Source organism: Persicitalea sp., assembly GCF_041751555.1.
GTDB lineage: Bacteria > Bacteroidota > Bacteroidia > Cytophagales > Spirosomataceae > Persicitalea.
Map to the genome: position 1 here is coordinate 1 of NZ_JBGSXF010000604.1, position 15,582 is coordinate 15,582.

The 15,582-nt window shown below is 49.8% G+C and carries 18 protein-coding genes; 7 read left to right on the forward strand and 11 right to left on the reverse strand.

The genetic code is table 11. From position 1 onward, the window contains the following. On the forward strand, nt 1–1,131 hold a 1,131-nt coding region (locus tag ACEW8P_RS21400; RefSeq protein WP_373515106.1), incomplete at its 5' end, for a chromosome segregation protein SMC. A gap of 52 nt (nt 1,132–1,183) precedes the next feature. Here ACEW8P_RS21400 and ACEW8P_RS21405 read toward each other — a convergent pair. After that, a complete protein-coding gene (locus ACEW8P_RS21405; RefSeq protein ID WP_373515107.1) occupies nt 1,184–1,798 on the reverse strand; it encodes a hypothetical protein in 615 nt (204 codons plus the stop codon). Between the two features lie 285 nt (nt 1,799–2,083). Here ACEW8P_RS21405 and rpmG point away from each other — a divergent pair, with 285 nt between their 5' ends. The 3 genes from rpmG to ftsY all read left to right on the forward strand — a co-directional run bounded on the left by rpmG (nt 2,084) and on the right by ftsY (nt 3,535). Next, on the forward strand, nt 2,084–2,266 hold the full coding sequence (gene rpmG / locus ACEW8P_RS21410) for a 50S ribosomal protein L33 (RefSeq protein WP_189562952.1): 183 nt from the start codon (nt 2,084–2,086) through the stop codon (nt 2,264–2,266). 27 nt (nt 2,267–2,293) lie between these two features. Beyond that, on the forward strand, nt 2,294–2,446 hold the full coding sequence (locus ACEW8P_RS21415; protein WP_373515108.1) for a DUF4295 domain-containing protein: 153 nt from the start codon (nt 2,294–2,296) through the stop codon (nt 2,444–2,446). A gap of 132 nt (nt 2,447–2,578) precedes the next feature. Beyond that, nucleotides 2,579–3,535: a signal recognition particle-docking protein FtsY gene (gene ftsY / locus ACEW8P_RS21420; RefSeq protein WP_373515109.1), complete on the forward strand. Its 957-nt coding sequence runs from the start codon at nt 2,579–2,581 to the stop codon at nt 3,533–3,535. A gap of 3 nt (nt 3,536–3,538) precedes the next feature. On the opposite strand, the gene ACEW8P_RS21425 is transcribed toward ftsY, so the two are convergent. Next, nucleotides 3,539–4,510, reverse strand: coding sequence for a phytanoyl-CoA dioxygenase family protein (locus tag ACEW8P_RS21425; RefSeq protein ID WP_373515110.1), 972 nt, complete (start codon nt 4,508–4,510; stop codon nt 3,539–3,541). Nucleotides 4,511–4,780: 270 nt separating this feature from the next. Between ACEW8P_RS21425 and ACEW8P_RS21430 the strand changes: the two genes are divergently transcribed. Next, entirely contained in the window at nt 4,781–5,299 is a 519-nt protein-coding gene (locus tag ACEW8P_RS21430) for a fasciclin domain-containing protein (RefSeq protein WP_373515111.1), read from the forward strand. Nucleotides 5,300–5,388: 89 nt separating this feature from the next. Here ACEW8P_RS21430 and ACEW8P_RS21435 read toward each other — a convergent pair whose 3' ends face one another. The 6 genes from ACEW8P_RS21435 to ACEW8P_RS21460 form a co-directional block, all read right to left on the reverse strand. Continuing rightward, nucleotides 5,389–6,699: a hypothetical protein gene (locus ACEW8P_RS21435; protein ID WP_373515112.1), complete on the reverse strand. Its 1,311-nt coding sequence runs from the start codon at nt 6,697–6,699 to the stop codon at nt 5,389–5,391. A 16-nt stretch (nt 6,700–6,715) separates the two neighbouring features. Then, entirely contained in the window at nt 6,716–7,453 is a 738-nt protein-coding gene (locus ACEW8P_RS21440) for a hypothetical protein (RefSeq protein WP_373515113.1), read from the reverse strand. Further along, the gene (locus ACEW8P_RS21445; RefSeq protein ID WP_373515114.1) at nt 7,450–8,151 is read right to left on the reverse strand and encodes a hypothetical protein; all 702 of its coding nucleotides are present in this window, start codon (nt 8,149–8,151) and stop codon (nt 7,450–7,452) included. The genes ACEW8P_RS21440 and ACEW8P_RS21445 overlap by 4 nt, the downstream gene beginning before the upstream one ends. Before the next feature lie 96 nt (nt 8,152–8,247). After that, nucleotides 8,248–8,607 carry a hypothetical protein gene (locus tag ACEW8P_RS21450; protein WP_373515115.1) on the reverse strand — a complete coding sequence of 120 codons (360 nt, stop codon included), beginning with the start codon at nt 8,605–8,607 and terminating at the stop codon, nt 8,248–8,250. Between the two features lie 93 nt (nt 8,608–8,700). After that, nucleotides 8,701–9,033, reverse strand: a complete 333-nt coding sequence (locus tag ACEW8P_RS21455) for a hypothetical protein (RefSeq protein WP_373515116.1) — start codon at nt 9,031–9,033, stop codon at nt 8,701–8,703. A gap of 188 nt (nt 9,034–9,221) precedes the next feature. Continuing rightward, on the reverse strand, nt 9,222–10,703 hold the full coding sequence (locus tag ACEW8P_RS21460) for an ATP-binding cassette domain-containing protein (RefSeq protein ID WP_373515117.1): 1,482 nt from the start codon (nt 10,701–10,703) through the stop codon (nt 9,222–9,224). Nucleotides 10,704–10,818: 115 nt separating this feature from the next. Here ACEW8P_RS21460 and ACEW8P_RS21465 point away from each other — a divergent pair, with 115 nt between their 5' ends. Together ACEW8P_RS21465 and ACEW8P_RS21470 are read left to right on the forward strand one after the other, a co-directional pair. Next, on the forward strand, nt 10,819–11,325 hold the full coding sequence (locus ACEW8P_RS21465; RefSeq protein ID WP_373515118.1) for a Dps family protein: 507 nt from the start codon (nt 10,819–10,821) through the stop codon (nt 11,323–11,325). Nucleotides 11,326–11,517: 192 nt separating this feature from the next. Next, nucleotides 11,518–13,917, forward strand: coding sequence for a gliding motility-associated C-terminal domain-containing protein (locus tag ACEW8P_RS21470; protein ID WP_373515119.1), 2,400 nt, complete (start codon nt 11,518–11,520; stop codon nt 13,915–13,917). Between the two features lie 99 nt (nt 13,918–14,016). Here ACEW8P_RS21470 and ACEW8P_RS21475 read toward each other — a convergent pair whose 3' ends face one another. The 3 genes from ACEW8P_RS21475 to rplU all read right to left on the reverse strand — a co-directional run bounded on the left by ACEW8P_RS21475 (nt 14,017) and on the right by rplU (nt 15,520). After that, nucleotides 14,017–14,613, reverse strand: a complete 597-nt coding sequence (locus ACEW8P_RS21475; protein WP_373515120.1) for a NifU family protein — start codon at nt 14,611–14,613, stop codon at nt 14,017–14,019. Nucleotides 14,614–14,818: 205 nt separating this feature from the next. Then, nucleotides 14,819–15,127 carry a 50S ribosomal protein L27 gene (rpmA, locus tag ACEW8P_RS21480; protein ID WP_373515121.1) on the reverse strand — a complete coding sequence of 103 codons (309 nt, stop codon included), beginning with the start codon at nt 15,125–15,127 and terminating at the stop codon, nt 14,819–14,821. Between the two features lie 81 nt (nt 15,128–15,208). Continuing rightward, on the reverse strand, nt 15,209–15,520 hold the full coding sequence (rplU, locus tag ACEW8P_RS21485) for a 50S ribosomal protein L21 (RefSeq protein WP_373515122.1): 312 nt from the start codon (nt 15,518–15,520) through the stop codon (nt 15,209–15,211). Nucleotides 15,521–15,582 lie beyond the last annotated feature (62 nt).

Genomic DNA, 15,582 nt, shown 5'->3' on the forward strand with positions numbered 1-15,582 from the left:
ATTGCTCCAATAAACGATGCCTTGAAAAACGTATTTGGAGAAGAAAATGGCACGAAGTTGCACCTGATCGAAATCATTCCTCCATTAGAAGGAAAGGTGACTCAGATTACTTTCCGAAAGGGCGAATCAGAAATTCATTACAATTACCTGAGTGCGGGCGAAAAAGAAGTTTTTAACCTGCTCATCAATTTGTTGAGCAGATCGTCACTTTATCAGGATACAATCTACTATCTTGACGAAATCGACCTACACCTCAATACTAAACTCCAATACAACCTCCTGAAAGAAATCACGGAGAACTGGGTACCAGAGAACTGTCAGCTATGGACTGCTACGCACTCGCTGGGCTTTATTGAATACGCCAAGCAGTCGGATCACGCTTCCATACTCGACTTCGACGACTTGAACTTCGACTTACCCCAAGTACTCTCTCCCGAACCAAAGGACAATCCCGAAGTGTACGAGATCGCCGTCGGCAAGGATTTCCTACCCAGTCTTTTTCAGCATCTGGCGGTTTACTTTGTGGAAAACAAAGATCAGGATTATTACGCCTCCGCTGGTATCCCTGGTGCCGTTTTCGTGGCGGCAAACGACCGGAACAGCGTCTATCACAAAGTTAGAACGAGTGAATTCAACGGCATCGTTGATCGAGATTTTCTGAGTGATGAGGATATTGAACAGATACGCCAACACTACCCAAAACTGCGCGTTCTAAATTACTATAGTATTGAAAACTACATATACCATCCCGACAATCTGGCGGAATACTACCAAAATAATAGTGGAGAGTTTGATAAACAGGAGTACATCCAACAACTGACTGAGGCCAAAAACCAGGTAAAAGACTCCTTGATCCTACAGATAGTTTCTTCGAGATCGAGCTATCCGTATTTTGGTGAACCAGAATTTAACGGTAAGTCTTTGCAGAAGAGATTCAGGAGCAGCCAGGAAAATTTCGACCAGGCCTCCACTGTTCAGAAGTACTTGAACAGCGATGAATTGGAGACTTTCTACAAGTCGCTGCCAGTGAAAGACTATGGCAAACACCTTCCACAACGGCAGCATATTGCCAAGAGCGATTTAGTGAAAACCGCTTGGTTCAAAGCGCAGATAACGGAAGCAATGCAATAAGAAAAGCCCGCTCTCCATCAGGAAAGCGGGCTTTTCTGTATTCTGCGGATCGTTACAACGAATTAATCCACTTCCCCAGCTTCTCAACTTCCTCCTTGGGAACCTGCGTCATAGGCGCCATGGGCGGGTAGCCGGGCCAGTTTTCGGGCTGTGGCTTGTACACCAATTCCACAATTTTGGCAATAGAGTACTTTTTCTTGGCTACTTCCGAGTAAGCCGGGCCAACCAAACGGTCGTAAGGCTTGTGACAAGCGGAACAAGTATTTTTGTTGAGCAAAGCCGCGATATCGGCAGGAACTGGCTTCTGGGCTGGAGCTTCGTCGGCTTGCTTCGCCGGAGCCTCCTCCTTAACTGGTACTTTCTTGGAAATCTCTTCGACGGTTTTTCCTGCAGTCTCAGGTTCAGTATCGGCAGTTTCGTTGCCTGCTGCAATCTCGCCTGCCGCATTTTCTGTCACAGACAGCGAATTGACCGTAGCAGGATCTACCTTCTGTTCGTCGTTCGCGCGGGGCGTAAAGCTGCCGCTTTTGGCAGTTTCCTCGCGTTCGGCGCGGCCATCTCCGTAAAATTCGTCGTATTTGGCCTGGTCTTCCTTCGACGAGCAGTTCATTCCGGCGTAGCTCAGGAAGGCTATCGAGGCGTAAAAGGTGAGTTTTTTGAGTGTCATGAGGATTCTGTTTTTAGTAAAAAGTAGGTAGAGGTAGGTTTTTAAAAAATTATGCCTGATTAGAAGGGAGGAATAAAGGGCTCGAACGAGTCTTCAATAAAGTACAAACCTCGCATTTTTTCTTAATTCAGAAAGAAAAAAAAGGATTTTAGACGGAAATTAGCGCGGCAGATCTTCCTCGATAGACAATCAAGCAGTTGGTTTTGTTTTTTTGGAAAAATGATTTTGCAAACTTGACGATAAACCTTACTTTTGCAATCCTATTTGTAAAAACGAAGAAACGCAATGGCTAAGAAAGGCAATAGAGTACAGGTAATACTGGAATGCACCGAGCAAAAGGGATCGGGCGTACCAGGGATGTCGCGCTACATCACCACCAAAAACCGCAAGAATACGCCCACTCGCATCGAATTGAAGAAATTCAATCCTTACATGCGTAAGTACACGCTGCACAAGGAGATCAAGTAATTCGTAACCTTATAACCGCATAAAGACATGGCTAAGAAAGTAGTTGCAACCCTGAAAAAAGAAGGCGGCCGTACCTACGCCAAGGTAATTAAGGCGGTGAAGTCGCCTAGGACCGGTGCCTATACCTTCAAAGAAGAAATGGTGCCGACCGACCTGGTTCAGGACACTTTGAAGAAATAAGATGATTGGCTCTGACGGGCCGATTTTGCGATCCAATGCATGAAAAGTCCCAGCCGGGACTTTTTTTGTTTTAAATTTGGGGCGACATCTCCTCATTCTCCTCCACAATCAACCGCGGGCAACCACAAGCGCATGGGCATTTTCGATTTTTTTTCTAAAGAGAAAAAGGAAACACTTGACAAAGGGCTCGAAAAGTCCAAGGATAGCATCTTCGACAAACTAGCCCGCGCGGTAGTTGGCAAGGATACTGTGGATGAGGACGTGCTGGACGAGCTGGAGGAAATCCTGATTACCTCCGACGTTGGCGTGGGAACGACCGTTAAAATCATCCGCCGTATCGAGGCCCGCGTGGCCGCCGACAAGTACACTTCTACAGGCGAACTTGACAAGATTCTGCGCGAGGAAGTCGCCGCCCTACTCTCCGAGAACCCCACCGTTGGCGTGACCGACAGCTTCGAGACTGAACATCTACCCAAGCCCTATGTCATCATGGTCGTGGGGGTCAATGGCGTGGGTAAGACGACGACTATTGGCAAGCTGGCGCATCAGTTTCAGCGGCGGGGTCGCAGCGTGGTACTTGGCGCGGCTGATACTTTCCGCGCTGCCGCCGTGGATCAACTCAAACTCTGGGGACAGCGCGTAGGCGTCCCCGTGATCGACCACGGCATGAATACCGACCCCTCCGCCGTGGCTTACGATGCCTTGAAAAAAGGCGTGGAAGTCAACGCCGATGTCATTATCATCGACACCGCCGGACGCCTGCACACCAAGGTGAACCTGATGAATGAGCTGGGTAAAATCAAACGTGTGATGCAAAAGGTTATTCCCGACGCTCCGCACGAGGTAATGCTGGTACTGGATGGAAGTACGGGCCAAAACGCCGTGATCCAGGCCCGTGAATTCACCAAAGTCACGGAGATCACCTCCCTGACCGTCACCAAACTGGACGGCACCGCTAAGGGCGGCGTCGTGATCGGCATTTCTGACGAGTTCCAGATTCCTGTCAAGTACATCGGGGTAGGGGAGAAGATGGATGACCTACAAGTTTTCGATCGTGAGGAATTCGTGGACTCGCTGTTTAAGCGATAGCTTTCACTGCCACTTCTCTAATCCCAGCAATTTCTTTCCCAACTCGTCCAGCTCCGCTGTTTCATAGCGCGTCTGTTCCCAGCGGCGTGGGTCACCCGGAAAAGCGTAGCCTTCGGGGGCGATGCGATCGCGCCAGGAGCCGATGCGCCACTGGCGCAGGGCTTGGTTGTCTTCCTCAGCGGGCATCATCGAGATGTACTGCGCAATGCGAACCTTGTCCTTCGACAAATTGGGGCGGATGCCGTGCGGCTGAGCGCTGTGGAAAATCAACAGATCGCCCGCTTCCAGTTTTACTTTGACGAGTTGGTCTTCAAACTCAGAAATATCCGGCTGAAAGCGGTTGCGATCTTCGGGCTGCGTGAGTTTCCAGGTGTTGTAGGTGCGGAAGAGCTCGGGGATGCACTGAAAGCCGCCCATGTTTTCGTCGGTTTGGTCGGCCAGGGCCAGTACGCCTTGCACGTTTTGGGGCTTGGTTTCGGGGTCATAGTCCCAGTGGATGAAGCCTTTGTACTCATAGCCGGGCCGGATTGGGAAATTCAGATTAGCGCGGTCGATCGTCACCCAAAGTTTTTCGGTACCCCAGATATCCACGAAAGCATCGTACACGCGCGGCATCTGTCGGTTGTTCCACAGGGCCTGGTTATTATAGACTTCTACCATACCCGTTCCAGCCAGTTCCTTCATCTGCATTTCGGCGCGGGGTGCGGTGTACCATGTTTCGGGATTGTCCGGGTCTTTCCCCTCGAACTCCCAAAGGAAAGCCGCCGTACGCTGTGCCTGCTCGCGTGGTACAGCGTTCTTTACTACTACGTAGCCGTTCTCTTTCCAGAAACCCCAATCTTCCTCGCTTAGTACGCGAAGTGGCTTCCCGTTGGCGCGATCGCTCAGTTTTACTTTGCTGCTTTTAGCCGTGGAGGGATTCCCAGGGATATCCTTATGGGCGTTGTCGGACGGGGTGATTATCTTGGCTTGCATGGGAGAAGAGTTTAAAGCGTCTGGATAATTGAAAAAGTAGGGCTCTTTGTATATCTCCCTATTCTTCATTCACGAAGGCGTTTGGCTTCTGCAAGAAGTCAAACGTAAACCACTTTATCGATCCCTGGTTAAATTCGCGCCGCAACCGTTTGATGAAGTAATTTGTTTGGTTTTTGTACTAAAATAAAAAATAAAACAAATTATAAATTAGGTAGTTAGACGATTTGATAAAAGCAGAGAAACGAATTTCTGCCGAAAACAAACTAAAATATGAAAAGTCTAACAATTTTGAAAAGCTTGGCTCTCACGCTGGTGATGGGCCTGGGTGTTGTCTTTAATGCGAATGCTCAGAAGATGACCAACAAAGACCTTGCTACTAGTGCGGGTCTGTCCGACAACTACTCAACTTTACTGACCGCTCTAAAAGCCGCCGGACTGGCCGACCAGGCTTCCAAGCCCGGTCCGTTCACGATCTTTGCTCCCGAAAATAGCGCCTTCGACGCGCTGCCCGATGGAACCGTCGAGACGTTGCTGAAGCCCGAGAGTAAGAAAATGCTTTCCGGAATTCTGCTGAATCACGTGGTGGAAGGCTCCGTGATGTCGTCGTCGCTGAAAGACGGCCAGAAGATCAAAACTGTAGGCGGAGGTACACTGACCGTGCGCATGAAAGATGGCAAAGTTATGATCGAGGACGCCAAAGGCGGCATGTCCACCGTTACAATGGCTGACATCAAAGCTACCAACGGCGTGGTACACAGCATCGACGCGGTGCTGATGCCGGGCATGTAAAACTCTGGTTTTCCGCATAAAAAAACGCCCTCGACCAACGTCAGGGCGTTTTCTTATTTTACCTCCACCAATCGCCAGTATGGCGGCCCTTACTGCGTCACTTTCCCGGTTTCATCAAGCACTTGCATCGACACGCGGTACAAATCATTGGGAACGTCTTTGGGAATATTGATTGTCGGTCTGCCCTCTTCATCCCCAAATTTCAACAGCTCTGATTTTGCAAAATGGATTTTTGTCGAATCCTGAGCGGAAACCATTTTAAGGCGAGTCGTGGGAGCCTTACCGTTGAAAGTTATTGGTGCGTTGTTGTCCTTCGTAATAACCTGAGGCCCTTTTAGAGAACAGGGATTCAGAAACCCGAGAATTTTACTTATCTCAAAAGGCATCACTTCTTTTGCCGTCACGTGAAGCAAGTAGCAATAGATGGTATTTCGGAAAACCTTATCCCGGAAATGGACGGCGTAATGCCCGGGAGCAAAAGATGCTGGTATTTTCATGATAGCTTGGGTTCCATATTTTCCGTATTCAATTTCCGGCAGCGTCACTACTCTGTCATCTTGACCCAAAATTTCAATGTCCATGTTTTCCGCGAACAGATTCCGTCCGCTAAAGACAAAACGTTCACCAGGACGAATACGGGGGACATCTTTCAACTCCCAATTCATGACAATAACGGGACCATTTTTTATAGTGAATGGCTGTGGTACTTTCAAGACCTTGCGGTCGGCGGTTGCGAACTCGACGTTGTAAGTACCCGGAACGACCTCCTTCATATAATTGAAGAAATTGATGATGAGCCTGTTCGCAGGTTCATTCCATCCACGTTGAAACAAAGGCAGCGCGACACCCTGGGTGGCAAGAATATCAATAGAGGCACTGTCTCCGACAATCGTTTCTCCGGTCATAAGATTTGTAAACTTCACCTGAGTAGGCAGCCGATTGGCGTGCAGATTTTTGAATGGAACCGAGAGTACCATCCCGACGGCAAGGTCGCGATCCGTGTAGCTGGAAAGCGCGGCTGCGTCTATTTCGAGCGGGCCCGAAGGAATGAACTCCAGCGTGTATGTAGCCAGCACATTACCTGACGGCCACCTATCGATTAGTTGGAGTTGTCGGCACTCCAGGCATTCCATGTCGAAAGCCTTGTACCATTGCACTTCCTTCAGATAAGCCTCCCCCACGAATTTTACCTTTGGTCTCAAGCTGTTGGGAAGCAACGGCGGCAGTTTCACTCTAATGACGTGCCTTTTCTGATCGATACTGACATCCTTCGCAGGAATTCCCGGAAAGCTGATAGAAACAATCCGCGGCTTGCCGTCGGCCAAAGGGTCGGGCGTTCGGCAGCTCACACAAAAGGCCAGTAGTGCGGCCCAAGCGAGGTAGTTGGCGGAGTGTTTCATGAGTAAGTTTTTTACATTAGATGCTGGATTTATTCCGAGTGTAAAAGTAGCGGAAGCCCAAACCTATGTAGCCTGAGTCGAGAGAGGGGACAAGGTTGTAATTCAAAAAGCTTCCTTCGGTTTTTGCGGGGCCGCTACGCGGACTGTTTACTGGGGGATTTTCAGTGTTTTTCCATCCCGCAGAAATGCTGATAGGGTTGAAGTAAGCAAAAGTGCCATAAAGTACCCATTTTGGAGCGACTTGCCAGGCAACTCCAGCATTAAGGTTCATCCCCAGCGTGAAAGTGTTGGTTCTTCTGAGTGAAAAAGCATTGGTCCCGTTATCCAGAATTACCCGATTGTACTCATTGTCCAGTCCGTATTTCAACCCAACACTGGGCTGTATGTAAACGGAAACTTTCTCAAAGACAGGCTTGTAGTACTCAACAAACCGACTCCCACCAAAGCCGAGATAGCGAAGTTTACTGGGGAAACCCGGATAATTTGGCAAACTGGCGTTTGTGTTCGTTGACAAAGACTGGCTGAGCGTCCAGCCAACGGCTTTGTTGTTCCGGGTGAAGTAACCCGAACTTATGTCGATGTTATGACTGTAGTTCGCGGATTGATTTACGGTATTTGGCCCTTTGTATTTATTATCGTTTAGGTTAAGACTCAACCCGCCCGAGACGAAACTCTGCCCCGCCTGAAACTGGGCCTTGGCAGCGATAGGAAGTATCACGAAAGTGAATAAGAAATAAAGCGAAGAACTTTTCATGGCTGGGCGGGTTGGTTTTTGGCAGGAATATATTTGGCTATCCTCAGCGTAAAATAGTCTGGAAAACGGGTGGACAGACCCGTCGATAAGGAAATTCCCCGTCCCGAATTGTCGTTGTAGGGGCTATATCTTGCAAATAATGACAATATACCAGCGTAGCCCTCAATGGCTACATTACGCTTGGGGAAAAAATAAACCAGACCGGGCTTTATTCCCAACTCGTATTCCCAACTGCGATTTTTGTTTTCCGGCTGTGGAGAAACGCTATTCTTCGATCTGTCCCAATTATACAATGGGCCAATTTCGCCGTGAATGAAAACAGCCCAATGCTCATTCAGTGTTTTGTATTTCCTGATGAAAGGCAGAAGCGCGATTGACTGGCCGAATGTGGTGGCATTAAAGTCATTGTTGGAAGTGCCTGGAAATTCTTGGATGGTTTTTGATAGGCTAAAATTATACCTTACCCCTACCCCAATCATGGTGTTGGAATTAATGAATTTGCCCCATTGCAACTCAGGAGTAATAGTATGCCGCGATGCCGACTGAGTCGAGGTGCCATCAGTCACCCGATCCGTACTTGTGTTCCCTTCAAGCTTTACCGTCCCGCCCCAGTACCTTGTCCCATCCTGTATCTGCCCCCGCACGGGCAGGCCGCAGCCCAGCCCGCCGAGCATTGCCAATAGCCATAGTTTTTTCATAATTTATTCTGGTTTAATTTCGAGTGACAAAGTATCGCGAATAAGATCTTCTTGTAAGATTTTAATAAAAATTTAGCAAATTCTAATAACCGTGAATCAACAGCTGCCTTCCAGCAGTAATCTTACTTTTTTGCGTCCGGCGGTGAAGTCATTGTAACGGATATTTCTCTCGGAAATATTTTTACCCGAGCAATCGAAGATGTGGCTCATGGGGGAGGAGAGAAAGACATTTTCGAAAGCCAGAAAATATTCCCGCTTGTAAGAATAAACCGTAACCCAAAGCGGCCCGCTCTTCGGGCGCTGGAAACTGGCCAGTTCATCCTTCGCCCACGGAATTGTCTCCAAAGGCTTATTGGCAAAGCAGCCCTTGTCGGGATCGAGTTTGTCAGGATTGCAGTGGACAGCCGTGAGTAGAAATACGATCGATAGCACGAACAGAAGCGTAAATTTTTCCATATGGGTCAAGTAAAAAAATGCTGACTTGTCAGCAAAGACCCGGCTCCACAAAAAAAGGTTGGAAGCGAAAGAAAATATTTGACAACAGTTATGTCACCCTTTCCTTCGCGGCTCGGGCATTTCCTCGATTCCCAACGTCGTCAGATGAGGATTAAGGATGCGGGTGGTGATGTGTAACTGAAAATATTGGACGCCCTCCACCACGAAAATACGCGTGAACCAACCGTTTTCTTTTAAGCGACGGTAGATGCTGGAGTAACTTACCGAACTCGGCCAACCCTGCGCTCCCAGTGCAGTATGCAGCGTATCGACCGCTTTATTTAAATTGGAGAAATACGTGACTGTTTCGCGGGTCGATCCGAAAGGATTTCCCTTGATCAAGGGCTTGATGACGACTTCGTAAATAGGTTGTTGTCGAGCGGCCATTTTGTACTAATTGTGGATAAATCACCTGTTTTTGACTAAAAGCTTACGCTTTTGAAATTTTTCTGAAAAATAATAGAACTATTTTTCAGATGCTAAATTCCCCGAAACTTTTCCAGTAGTTGAAGAGTTTAGTAGTTGTTGTTTTAAACGGAAAAGGTCAGATTCTCACGATTCTGACCTTTTTGCATTTATTTCAGTTCCGCTACTTTCCCCTTATCCAATCGAAGGAAGTACTCCACGCAATCAGGAATCTCGTGCGGATAATGGGAGACGTAGATCAACGTCCTTTCGTCCGACCCGCACACGGCGTCCACCACGGATTTGAAGTACTCCACCGCGCCGATGTCCAGGCCCTGACAGGGTTCGTCGAGAATAAGCAGGGGAGGGTTCTTCACTAATGCCCGCGCCAGAAGTACCAGGCGCTGCTCGCCCTTTGACAATTTCTGTAAAGTACGTTCCATTGCGTGAGCCACACCTAATAATTCCGCTAATCGCCCCACCTGTTCGGTCTGTGTCTCGTCTAATTTCTTGAAATAAACACCCGTCGCGTCGAAAAAACCCGAAGCGATAGCTTTAAAGACCGTCGTCTCGGTATGAAAGTACAGGTGTAGTTCCGGCGACACGTGGCCGATCTTTTGCTTGATATCCCAAATAGACGCGCCTTTGCCGCCGCGCTTTTGATCGAACAGGTCGTAGTCATTGGCAAAGCGCTGCGGGTGATCGGCAGTCAGGAGACTGAGCAGCGTCGATTTTCCGGAACCGTTCGGCCCGGTCAAGGCCCACTTTTCGCCCTTTTTTACTTTCCAATTGACATCATCCAGCACGGCTTTCCCGTTATAGACTACCTTGATGTTTCGCAGGTCAAAAGCGTATTCATAATCGGCAGAAGCGGGTTCAATGTCTATTTTTGGAATCTTGATTGACCGAGTACTGATCGAGGTGTTTTCGAAGGTGATAACGTTATTGTCAAACTCAGTTTTTGTCTTGATACGTCCTTTCTCCAATTTCAATATGTGCGTGATGCAGTCCGGAATTTCTGTGACCGAAGTAGCCAAAATGATTGTCGTGCCTTGTCGGGTAAATTCGCCCAGAGCTTCTCGCAAAATTCCTCGCGAAAGTACATCCAAACCCACGAACGGATGATCCAGCAGTAGAATATCTGGTCTTTTGACCAGTGACCGCGCCAGCAGCATCCGTCGGGTTTCGCCGTTGGAAAGAGTGATGAAAGGTTGATCGAGCAATTCGGTGAGTTGCAGCAATTCCGCAACTTCTTGCAAGCTTCTTTCAGCTACCTGGCTTTTCGCTAGCTGTACAGATTGATCATTCACCGTCCCGACGGGCTTCATTTGCTCGGTCAATACCTCGCGCACCGTGGGGGCAATGGCCGCTTCGTGAGCCTGAAATCGCTGTTGGTGGTACTGCGCCGCCGCGCGGGCAACGCGATGAAAGGAGTAGTCATTGGCTACAAACTCCACGGCTCCCCTTTTTTTTAGTCTTCCCTGCGTTGTAGCCCAGCGTCCAGCTATGGTTTCCAGCAGCGTGGTTTTTCCCGCGCCGTTGCCGCCGATGATGGCCCAATGCTCACCGGGGCTTACCCGCCAGTCGAGGTCGAAAAGTACAGGTGTGTCGTATTTGCGGACGGAAACGTTTTCAAGGGAAAGGGGGAACATGAATGGTCAGATTTGAATAACTTTAAATTGCCTTAACAAAATGGCACTGGCATAGTTTTTACCGCTATTTACTTAATCATTTCAATTAAATACTACCTTCCAAACAAAAACTATTATGAATACTATAAAGTCCGTCGATGCCCTCGACACCCCTTCCGATTTGCAGGAAAAAGCTCGTAAACAAGTTTCTGAATCTGTCAATTCCCTTGTAGCTGACGCCTTCGCGCTTTACATCAAGACCAAGAATTTTCACTGGCACATGTCCGGCCCACACTTTCGCGACTACCACCTGCTTTTAGACGAGCATGCCGCCCAAATCCTGGCTACCATCGACCCGCTGGCCGAGCGCGTGCGGAAGTTGGGCTACGATACAATCCGTTCCGTAGGACACATCGCCCAATTGCAAGGTGTGAAAGACAACGACGAAGACTTCGTGCCTGCCCAGAGTATGCTCAAAGAACTGATTGATGAAAACAAGAAGATGGCTAAGAAAATGCGCGAGACGCACAGCCAATGCGATGACGCCAAAGATGTCGCCACCGCGAGTCTGTTGGAAGAATACATCGACGATACGGAACGCCGCACTTGGTTTCTGTTCGAAACTACGCGGACGGAAAAGTAGAAGCAGTAGTGCGCTTGAAATAATACGGTCGGCCCGGCAGCGTTTAGCTTCCGGGCCGACTTTTTTTATAGCTCACAGCTATCTTGGGGCATTCCGCTCCGATACAACAGTAACTTTGCAAACCTCTGAGCCATTTCTCCGTAAATTGGCACCGAAATTGTGCGTGAGTAGTGAGGGCTTGTAGTGCAGATTATGAGAAGAGAATACATCCTGTTTTTACTGGTAGTACTGATGTCGTTAACGGCTAACCCGAGGGCCAATGCCTCCCATGTCATTGGCGGCAACATTACGATCACGCCCAAAAATAACCAGACAGGAGTTTATAGCGTCTGCGCGACGCTGTATTACGACGCTAACAGCACCGATCCCAACGCCGAGCAGAGCGAGATTACCGTTTCGTTTTTTCGTATGGTGGACAACGCCCGGCTCACGGATCTGCGTTTGAAGCAGACCAGCAAGCAACCGCTGCCCTTCACGAATCCGGGGTGTGCCGCGTCCCGAAACCTGAAAATAAATGTCGTGCAGTTCTGCGCCGATATCCGACTAACGCCAAGTGAGTACGCTGAACAGAAGGGATTCTACGTAACATGGGAACGTTGCTGCCGCTCGGCGGATATCGGCAATATCAAAGGGGCTGGCACTTCATCACTGGTGCTGTACACCGAGTATCCGCCCGTTTCCACCGCCAACCGTTCGCCTGTTTTCGGGGCGGCCAACGGTGAAGTTCTCTGCCGCAATACGCCTTACACCTTTGAGTCAGGTGCGACCGATCCCGACGGGGATGAACTACGCTACCGTCTCGATACGCCTTTTAACAGCACCCGCCCACCCTTCAATATCGACCCGCTCGCCCCATCCACGGCGGGGCCCTACCCCAAAAGCGAATGGGCCGACGGCTTTGGCCCGGCCAATCCCGTACCGAGCAAACCTGCCTTTTCACTTGACCCCAAAACCGGAACTGTTCGCTTGACGCCCACCGAAACAGGGTTGTTCGTGTATCGGGTGGTGGTGGAAGAGTACCGCCAGGGCCGCAAACTCGGCGAGGTACATCGTGACTACCAGCTTCTGGTGATCGACTGCAACAACGAAAACCCGCCGCCCGTGGCCATCGAAGACGCCCTGCTGCCGCCCGGCGCGTCCATCGCCGAGGGCGACTCGCTGATTGAGGTCGGAATATGCCGGGGCGATGCCATTTCGCTCAAAGCCGAAACCAACCCGCAGTTTGCTTACCAATGGCAGCGGAACGGCGTAAACATCGAAAATGCCAAAGGATCGGCGATCACCATCATGCAGGAAGGGGTGTACAATGTAGTCAAGACCTTTGCCGACCGCTGTGGCAACGCCAGCACCCTGGGGGAAAAATTTGGGGTGAAGTACAAGTCGCAGGAAGAAGTCAAGATTACGCCTGGCCCAAAAGCCAGCGTTTGTGAAGGCGCGCCGCTGGACCTGAGCCTGAATGTAGGCGGCGCGGGCTGGTCATTTAGCTGGCAAAAGGATGGCAGTGTCTTGCCCGGTGCGACGTTCAGCACCCTTGCGGGCGTCACGGAAGCGGGTACTTACGTGGTGAAGGCAGCTAACATTGTTACGCAATGTGTCGGTTCCGATACTGTAACTGTCCGGCTGAACGCCCTACCACCCGCGAAAGTAACTGCGCCCTCCCAAGAAATTTGCCAGGGTGATTCGATACTATTGCAAGCTAATGCGGCCCCGAACTACACCTACGTGTGGTACCAGAACGAATTCCCGCAGCCTAATCCCATCGGGCCAAGCAATCTTGTCAAAAAGGAAGGCTTGTACTCCGTGGAAATAAGCGACACGACCACAGGCTGTTCCCGTCGATCGGACACGCTGTATGTCAAGGTCAAGCCGATACCTGAGGTACTTTTTGATTCTTTGCCGGATGTTTGCGGTCAGGCAGACGCTCGTTTACCGTTGCGGGCCACACCAGCGGGAGGTACTTTCTCGGGCAAGGGCGTGAGCGGCACTACCTTTGACGCCAGTAAGGCGGGCCTCGGCAACCATCCGGTTGTTTATACCTTTAGAGCACCTAATGGCTGTATTGCCGCCACTACCCGCACGGCTCGGGTAACCTCCGCACCGCGAGCCTTTCTAGGAACAAAAAAAGTAATCGTGCAAGGCGACAGCCTCCAAATTCGTAGTTCCGTTACCGAAGGGGCTACTTATGCGTGGTCGCCGCCGCTGGGTTTGAGTAATACATCGGTAGCTCAGCCCGTAGCGTCGCCCGAGCAGACTACGACCTACCGTCTGCGCGTCTCGACGACGGATGGTTGTTTTTCGGAAGCAGAAATTATGGTGGAAGTACTGCCGCCCGTGAAGATTCCCAACGGATTCACGCCCAATGGCGACGGCACAAATGATACCTGGGAGATAGAAAACAGCGCAGCTTATACGGACTGTGAAGTGAATATATTCAATCGTTGGGGCAATAAAGTGTTCAGTTCCAAAGGCTACGACAAAGACTGGGGCGGCCAATTCAACAATGAAGACCTCCCCGCCGCCACCTACTACTACGTCATCAAACTCCATCCCGACTTGGCGGTGAGGAGCGGCAGTGTGACAATTTTTAGGTGATTTGGAACAAATGAATGTCGGAATTAATGAATATTGCTTTCGCCAGATGTCGATTGATATTCTATTCCGACGTTCCTAATTCACTAATTCCAAATAAAATCAAACTCCCTCCGCCACTACCGTTTTCACGCCTGGCACCATGCGGGTGAGCAGGTTCTCAATACCCGATTTCAGGGTTAACGTCGAGGACGGGCAACCGCTGCACGATCCCTGGAGCAGTACCTTTACCGCGCCGGAGTCTTCGTCGAAGGAGTGGAAGTTGATGGCCCCGCCGTCGGATTCTACCGCCGGACGGACGTACTGGTCGAGGGCGGCCTTGATTTGCTGCACGGCCGGGGTGTCGTTTTCTTCCACCACCATCGTATTGCTCTCGATGGTTTGGGGCTCAAAAACGGGCTGGTTTTCCTCGAAGTAAATCTTGATGAATTGCTTGGTGTCGTACAGCACTTCTTCCCAGGGCGTGGCGTCGTCCTTGGTGATGGTCACGAAGTTGCTGGCGATGAATACCCGCTGCACGTGCGGAAACTGGAACAAATCTGCCGCTAGAGGCGAGGCTTTGCCCGCTTCCAAAGCAGCGGCGTGAGAGGGGTAGTCGAACGAGAGCCCGTCGGGTACCAACTCGAAATTCAAGACAAATTTCATGGAGTTGGGGTTGGGGCTTAGTTCGGTATAAATATAGACTGGGCGGTTGAGCATATTTTTGTTGAAGAGTTGAAAGATTGATTTTTGGTAGTTAAAAGAAAAACTACCTATGACGATTTGCAAACAATCCTTATTGATTAAAAATTTCAGGAAGGATATGTTGCTTTTGCGCGATTGGCTTGGGAACGCCAAAAGCCCGAGGGAATAATCCTTCGGGCTTTTGGCTAATGCAATAGCTTTATTTCAAGACCAATCGGGCTTACGCCTCGGCGACTACGGGAGCGTTCGTGGGTTGAGCTTCGGCCGTTTCGGTGGCGATGGGTTCAATCGAGACCCAAGACTTGCCCTTGGCTTTCTTGGTGAAAACCACGTGGCCTTCAACCAGCGCAAACAGGGTGTGGTCACGGCCCAAACCGACGTTGCGGCCGGGATTGTGCTTCGTACCACGCTGGCGAACGATGATGCTGCCCGCTTTGGCGTGCTGTCCACCGAACAGCTTCACGCCCAAATAATTAGGATTCGAATCCCGTCCGTTCTTGGAACTACCTACTCCTTTCTTGTGTGCCATAACTTTTAATTAGTGAATTATGGAATGTCGGAATTAGTGAATTGTGGTATTCCATAATTCACTAATTCACTAATTCTCAGTTTAGATTACTATATCGTCAATAAGGATCTTCGTCAAATACTGACGGTGGCCGTTTTTCTTCTTGTAGCCTTTGCGGCGTTTTTTCTTGAAAACGATGACCTTCTCGCCTTTGAGATGTTCAACGATGGTGGCGTTGACCGACACACCCTTGACGCCGGGGGCACCAATTTGGATCGTGCCTCCGTCGTCAGTGAGGAGGACTTTGTCGAAAACAAGTGCAGCGTCCACATCCCCTTCAAGCCGATTGGTGAAGATGGTGCGGCCCTTTTCAATCTTGAATTGCTGACCTGCGATTTCTACGATTGCGTACATTTTTAGACCTGGTTTTTTGAAATGAGGGGCAAAGATAAGGACTTGTGGCAGAAATCACAATG

Coding starts and splice junctions, on each gene's coding strand:
- ACEW8P_RS21425 (WP_373515110.1), bottom strand. CDS start 4,510: ATGCAAGCCAAGATAATCACCCCGTCCGACAACGCCCATAAGGATATC.
- ACEW8P_RS21470 (WP_373515119.1), top strand. CDS start 11,518: ATGAGAAGAGAATACATCCTGTTTTTACTGGTAGTACTGATGTCGTTA.
- ACEW8P_RS21460 (WP_373515117.1), bottom strand. CDS start 10,703: ATGTTCCCCCTTTCCCTTGAAAACGTTTCCGTCCGCAAATACGACACA.
- ACEW8P_RS21415 (WP_373515108.1), top strand. CDS start 2,294: ATGGCTAAGAAAGTAGTTGCAACCCTGAAAAAAGAAGGCGGCCGTACC.
- ACEW8P_RS21475 (WP_373515120.1), bottom strand. CDS start 14,613: ATGCTCAACCGCCCAGTCTATATTTATACCGAACTAAGCCCCAACCCC.
- ACEW8P_RS21430 (WP_373515111.1), top strand. CDS start 4,781: ATGAAAAGTCTAACAATTTTGAAAAGCTTGGCTCTCACGCTGGTGATG.
- ACEW8P_RS21465 (WP_373515118.1), top strand. CDS start 10,819: ATGAATACTATAAAGTCCGTCGATGCCCTCGACACCCCTTCCGATTTG.
- ACEW8P_RS21450 (WP_373515115.1), bottom strand. CDS start 8,607: ATGGAAAAATTTACGCTTCTGTTCGTGCTATCGATCGTATTTCTACTC.
- ACEW8P_RS21440 (WP_373515113.1), bottom strand. CDS start 7,453: ATGAAAAGTTCTTCGCTTTATTTCTTATTCACTTTCGTGATACTTCCT.
- rpmA (WP_373515121.1), bottom strand. CDS start 15,127: ATGGCACACAAGAAAGGAGTAGGTAGTTCCAAGAACGGACGGGATTCG.
- ACEW8P_RS21455 (WP_373515116.1), bottom strand. CDS start 9,033: ATGGCCGCTCGACAACAACCTATTTACGAAGTCGTCATCAAGCCCTTG.
- ftsY (WP_373515109.1), top strand. CDS start 2,579: ATGGGCATTTTCGATTTTTTTTCTAAAGAGAAAAAGGAAACACTTGAC.
- ACEW8P_RS21445 (WP_373515114.1), bottom strand. CDS start 8,151: ATGAAAAAACTATGGCTATTGGCAATGCTCGGCGGGCTGGGCTGCGGC.
- ACEW8P_RS21405 (WP_373515107.1), bottom strand. CDS start 1,798: ATGACACTCAAAAAACTCACCTTTTACGCCTCGATAGCCTTCCTGAGC.
- rpmG (WP_189562952.1), top strand. CDS start 2,084: ATGGCTAAGAAAGGCAATAGAGTACAGGTAATACTGGAATGCACCGAG.
- rplU (WP_373515122.1), bottom strand. CDS start 15,520: ATGTACGCAATCGTAGAAATCGCAGGTCAGCAATTCAAGATTGAAAAG.
- ACEW8P_RS21435 (WP_373515112.1), bottom strand. CDS start 6,699: ATGAAACACTCCGCCAACTACCTCGCTTGGGCCGCACTACTGGCCTTT.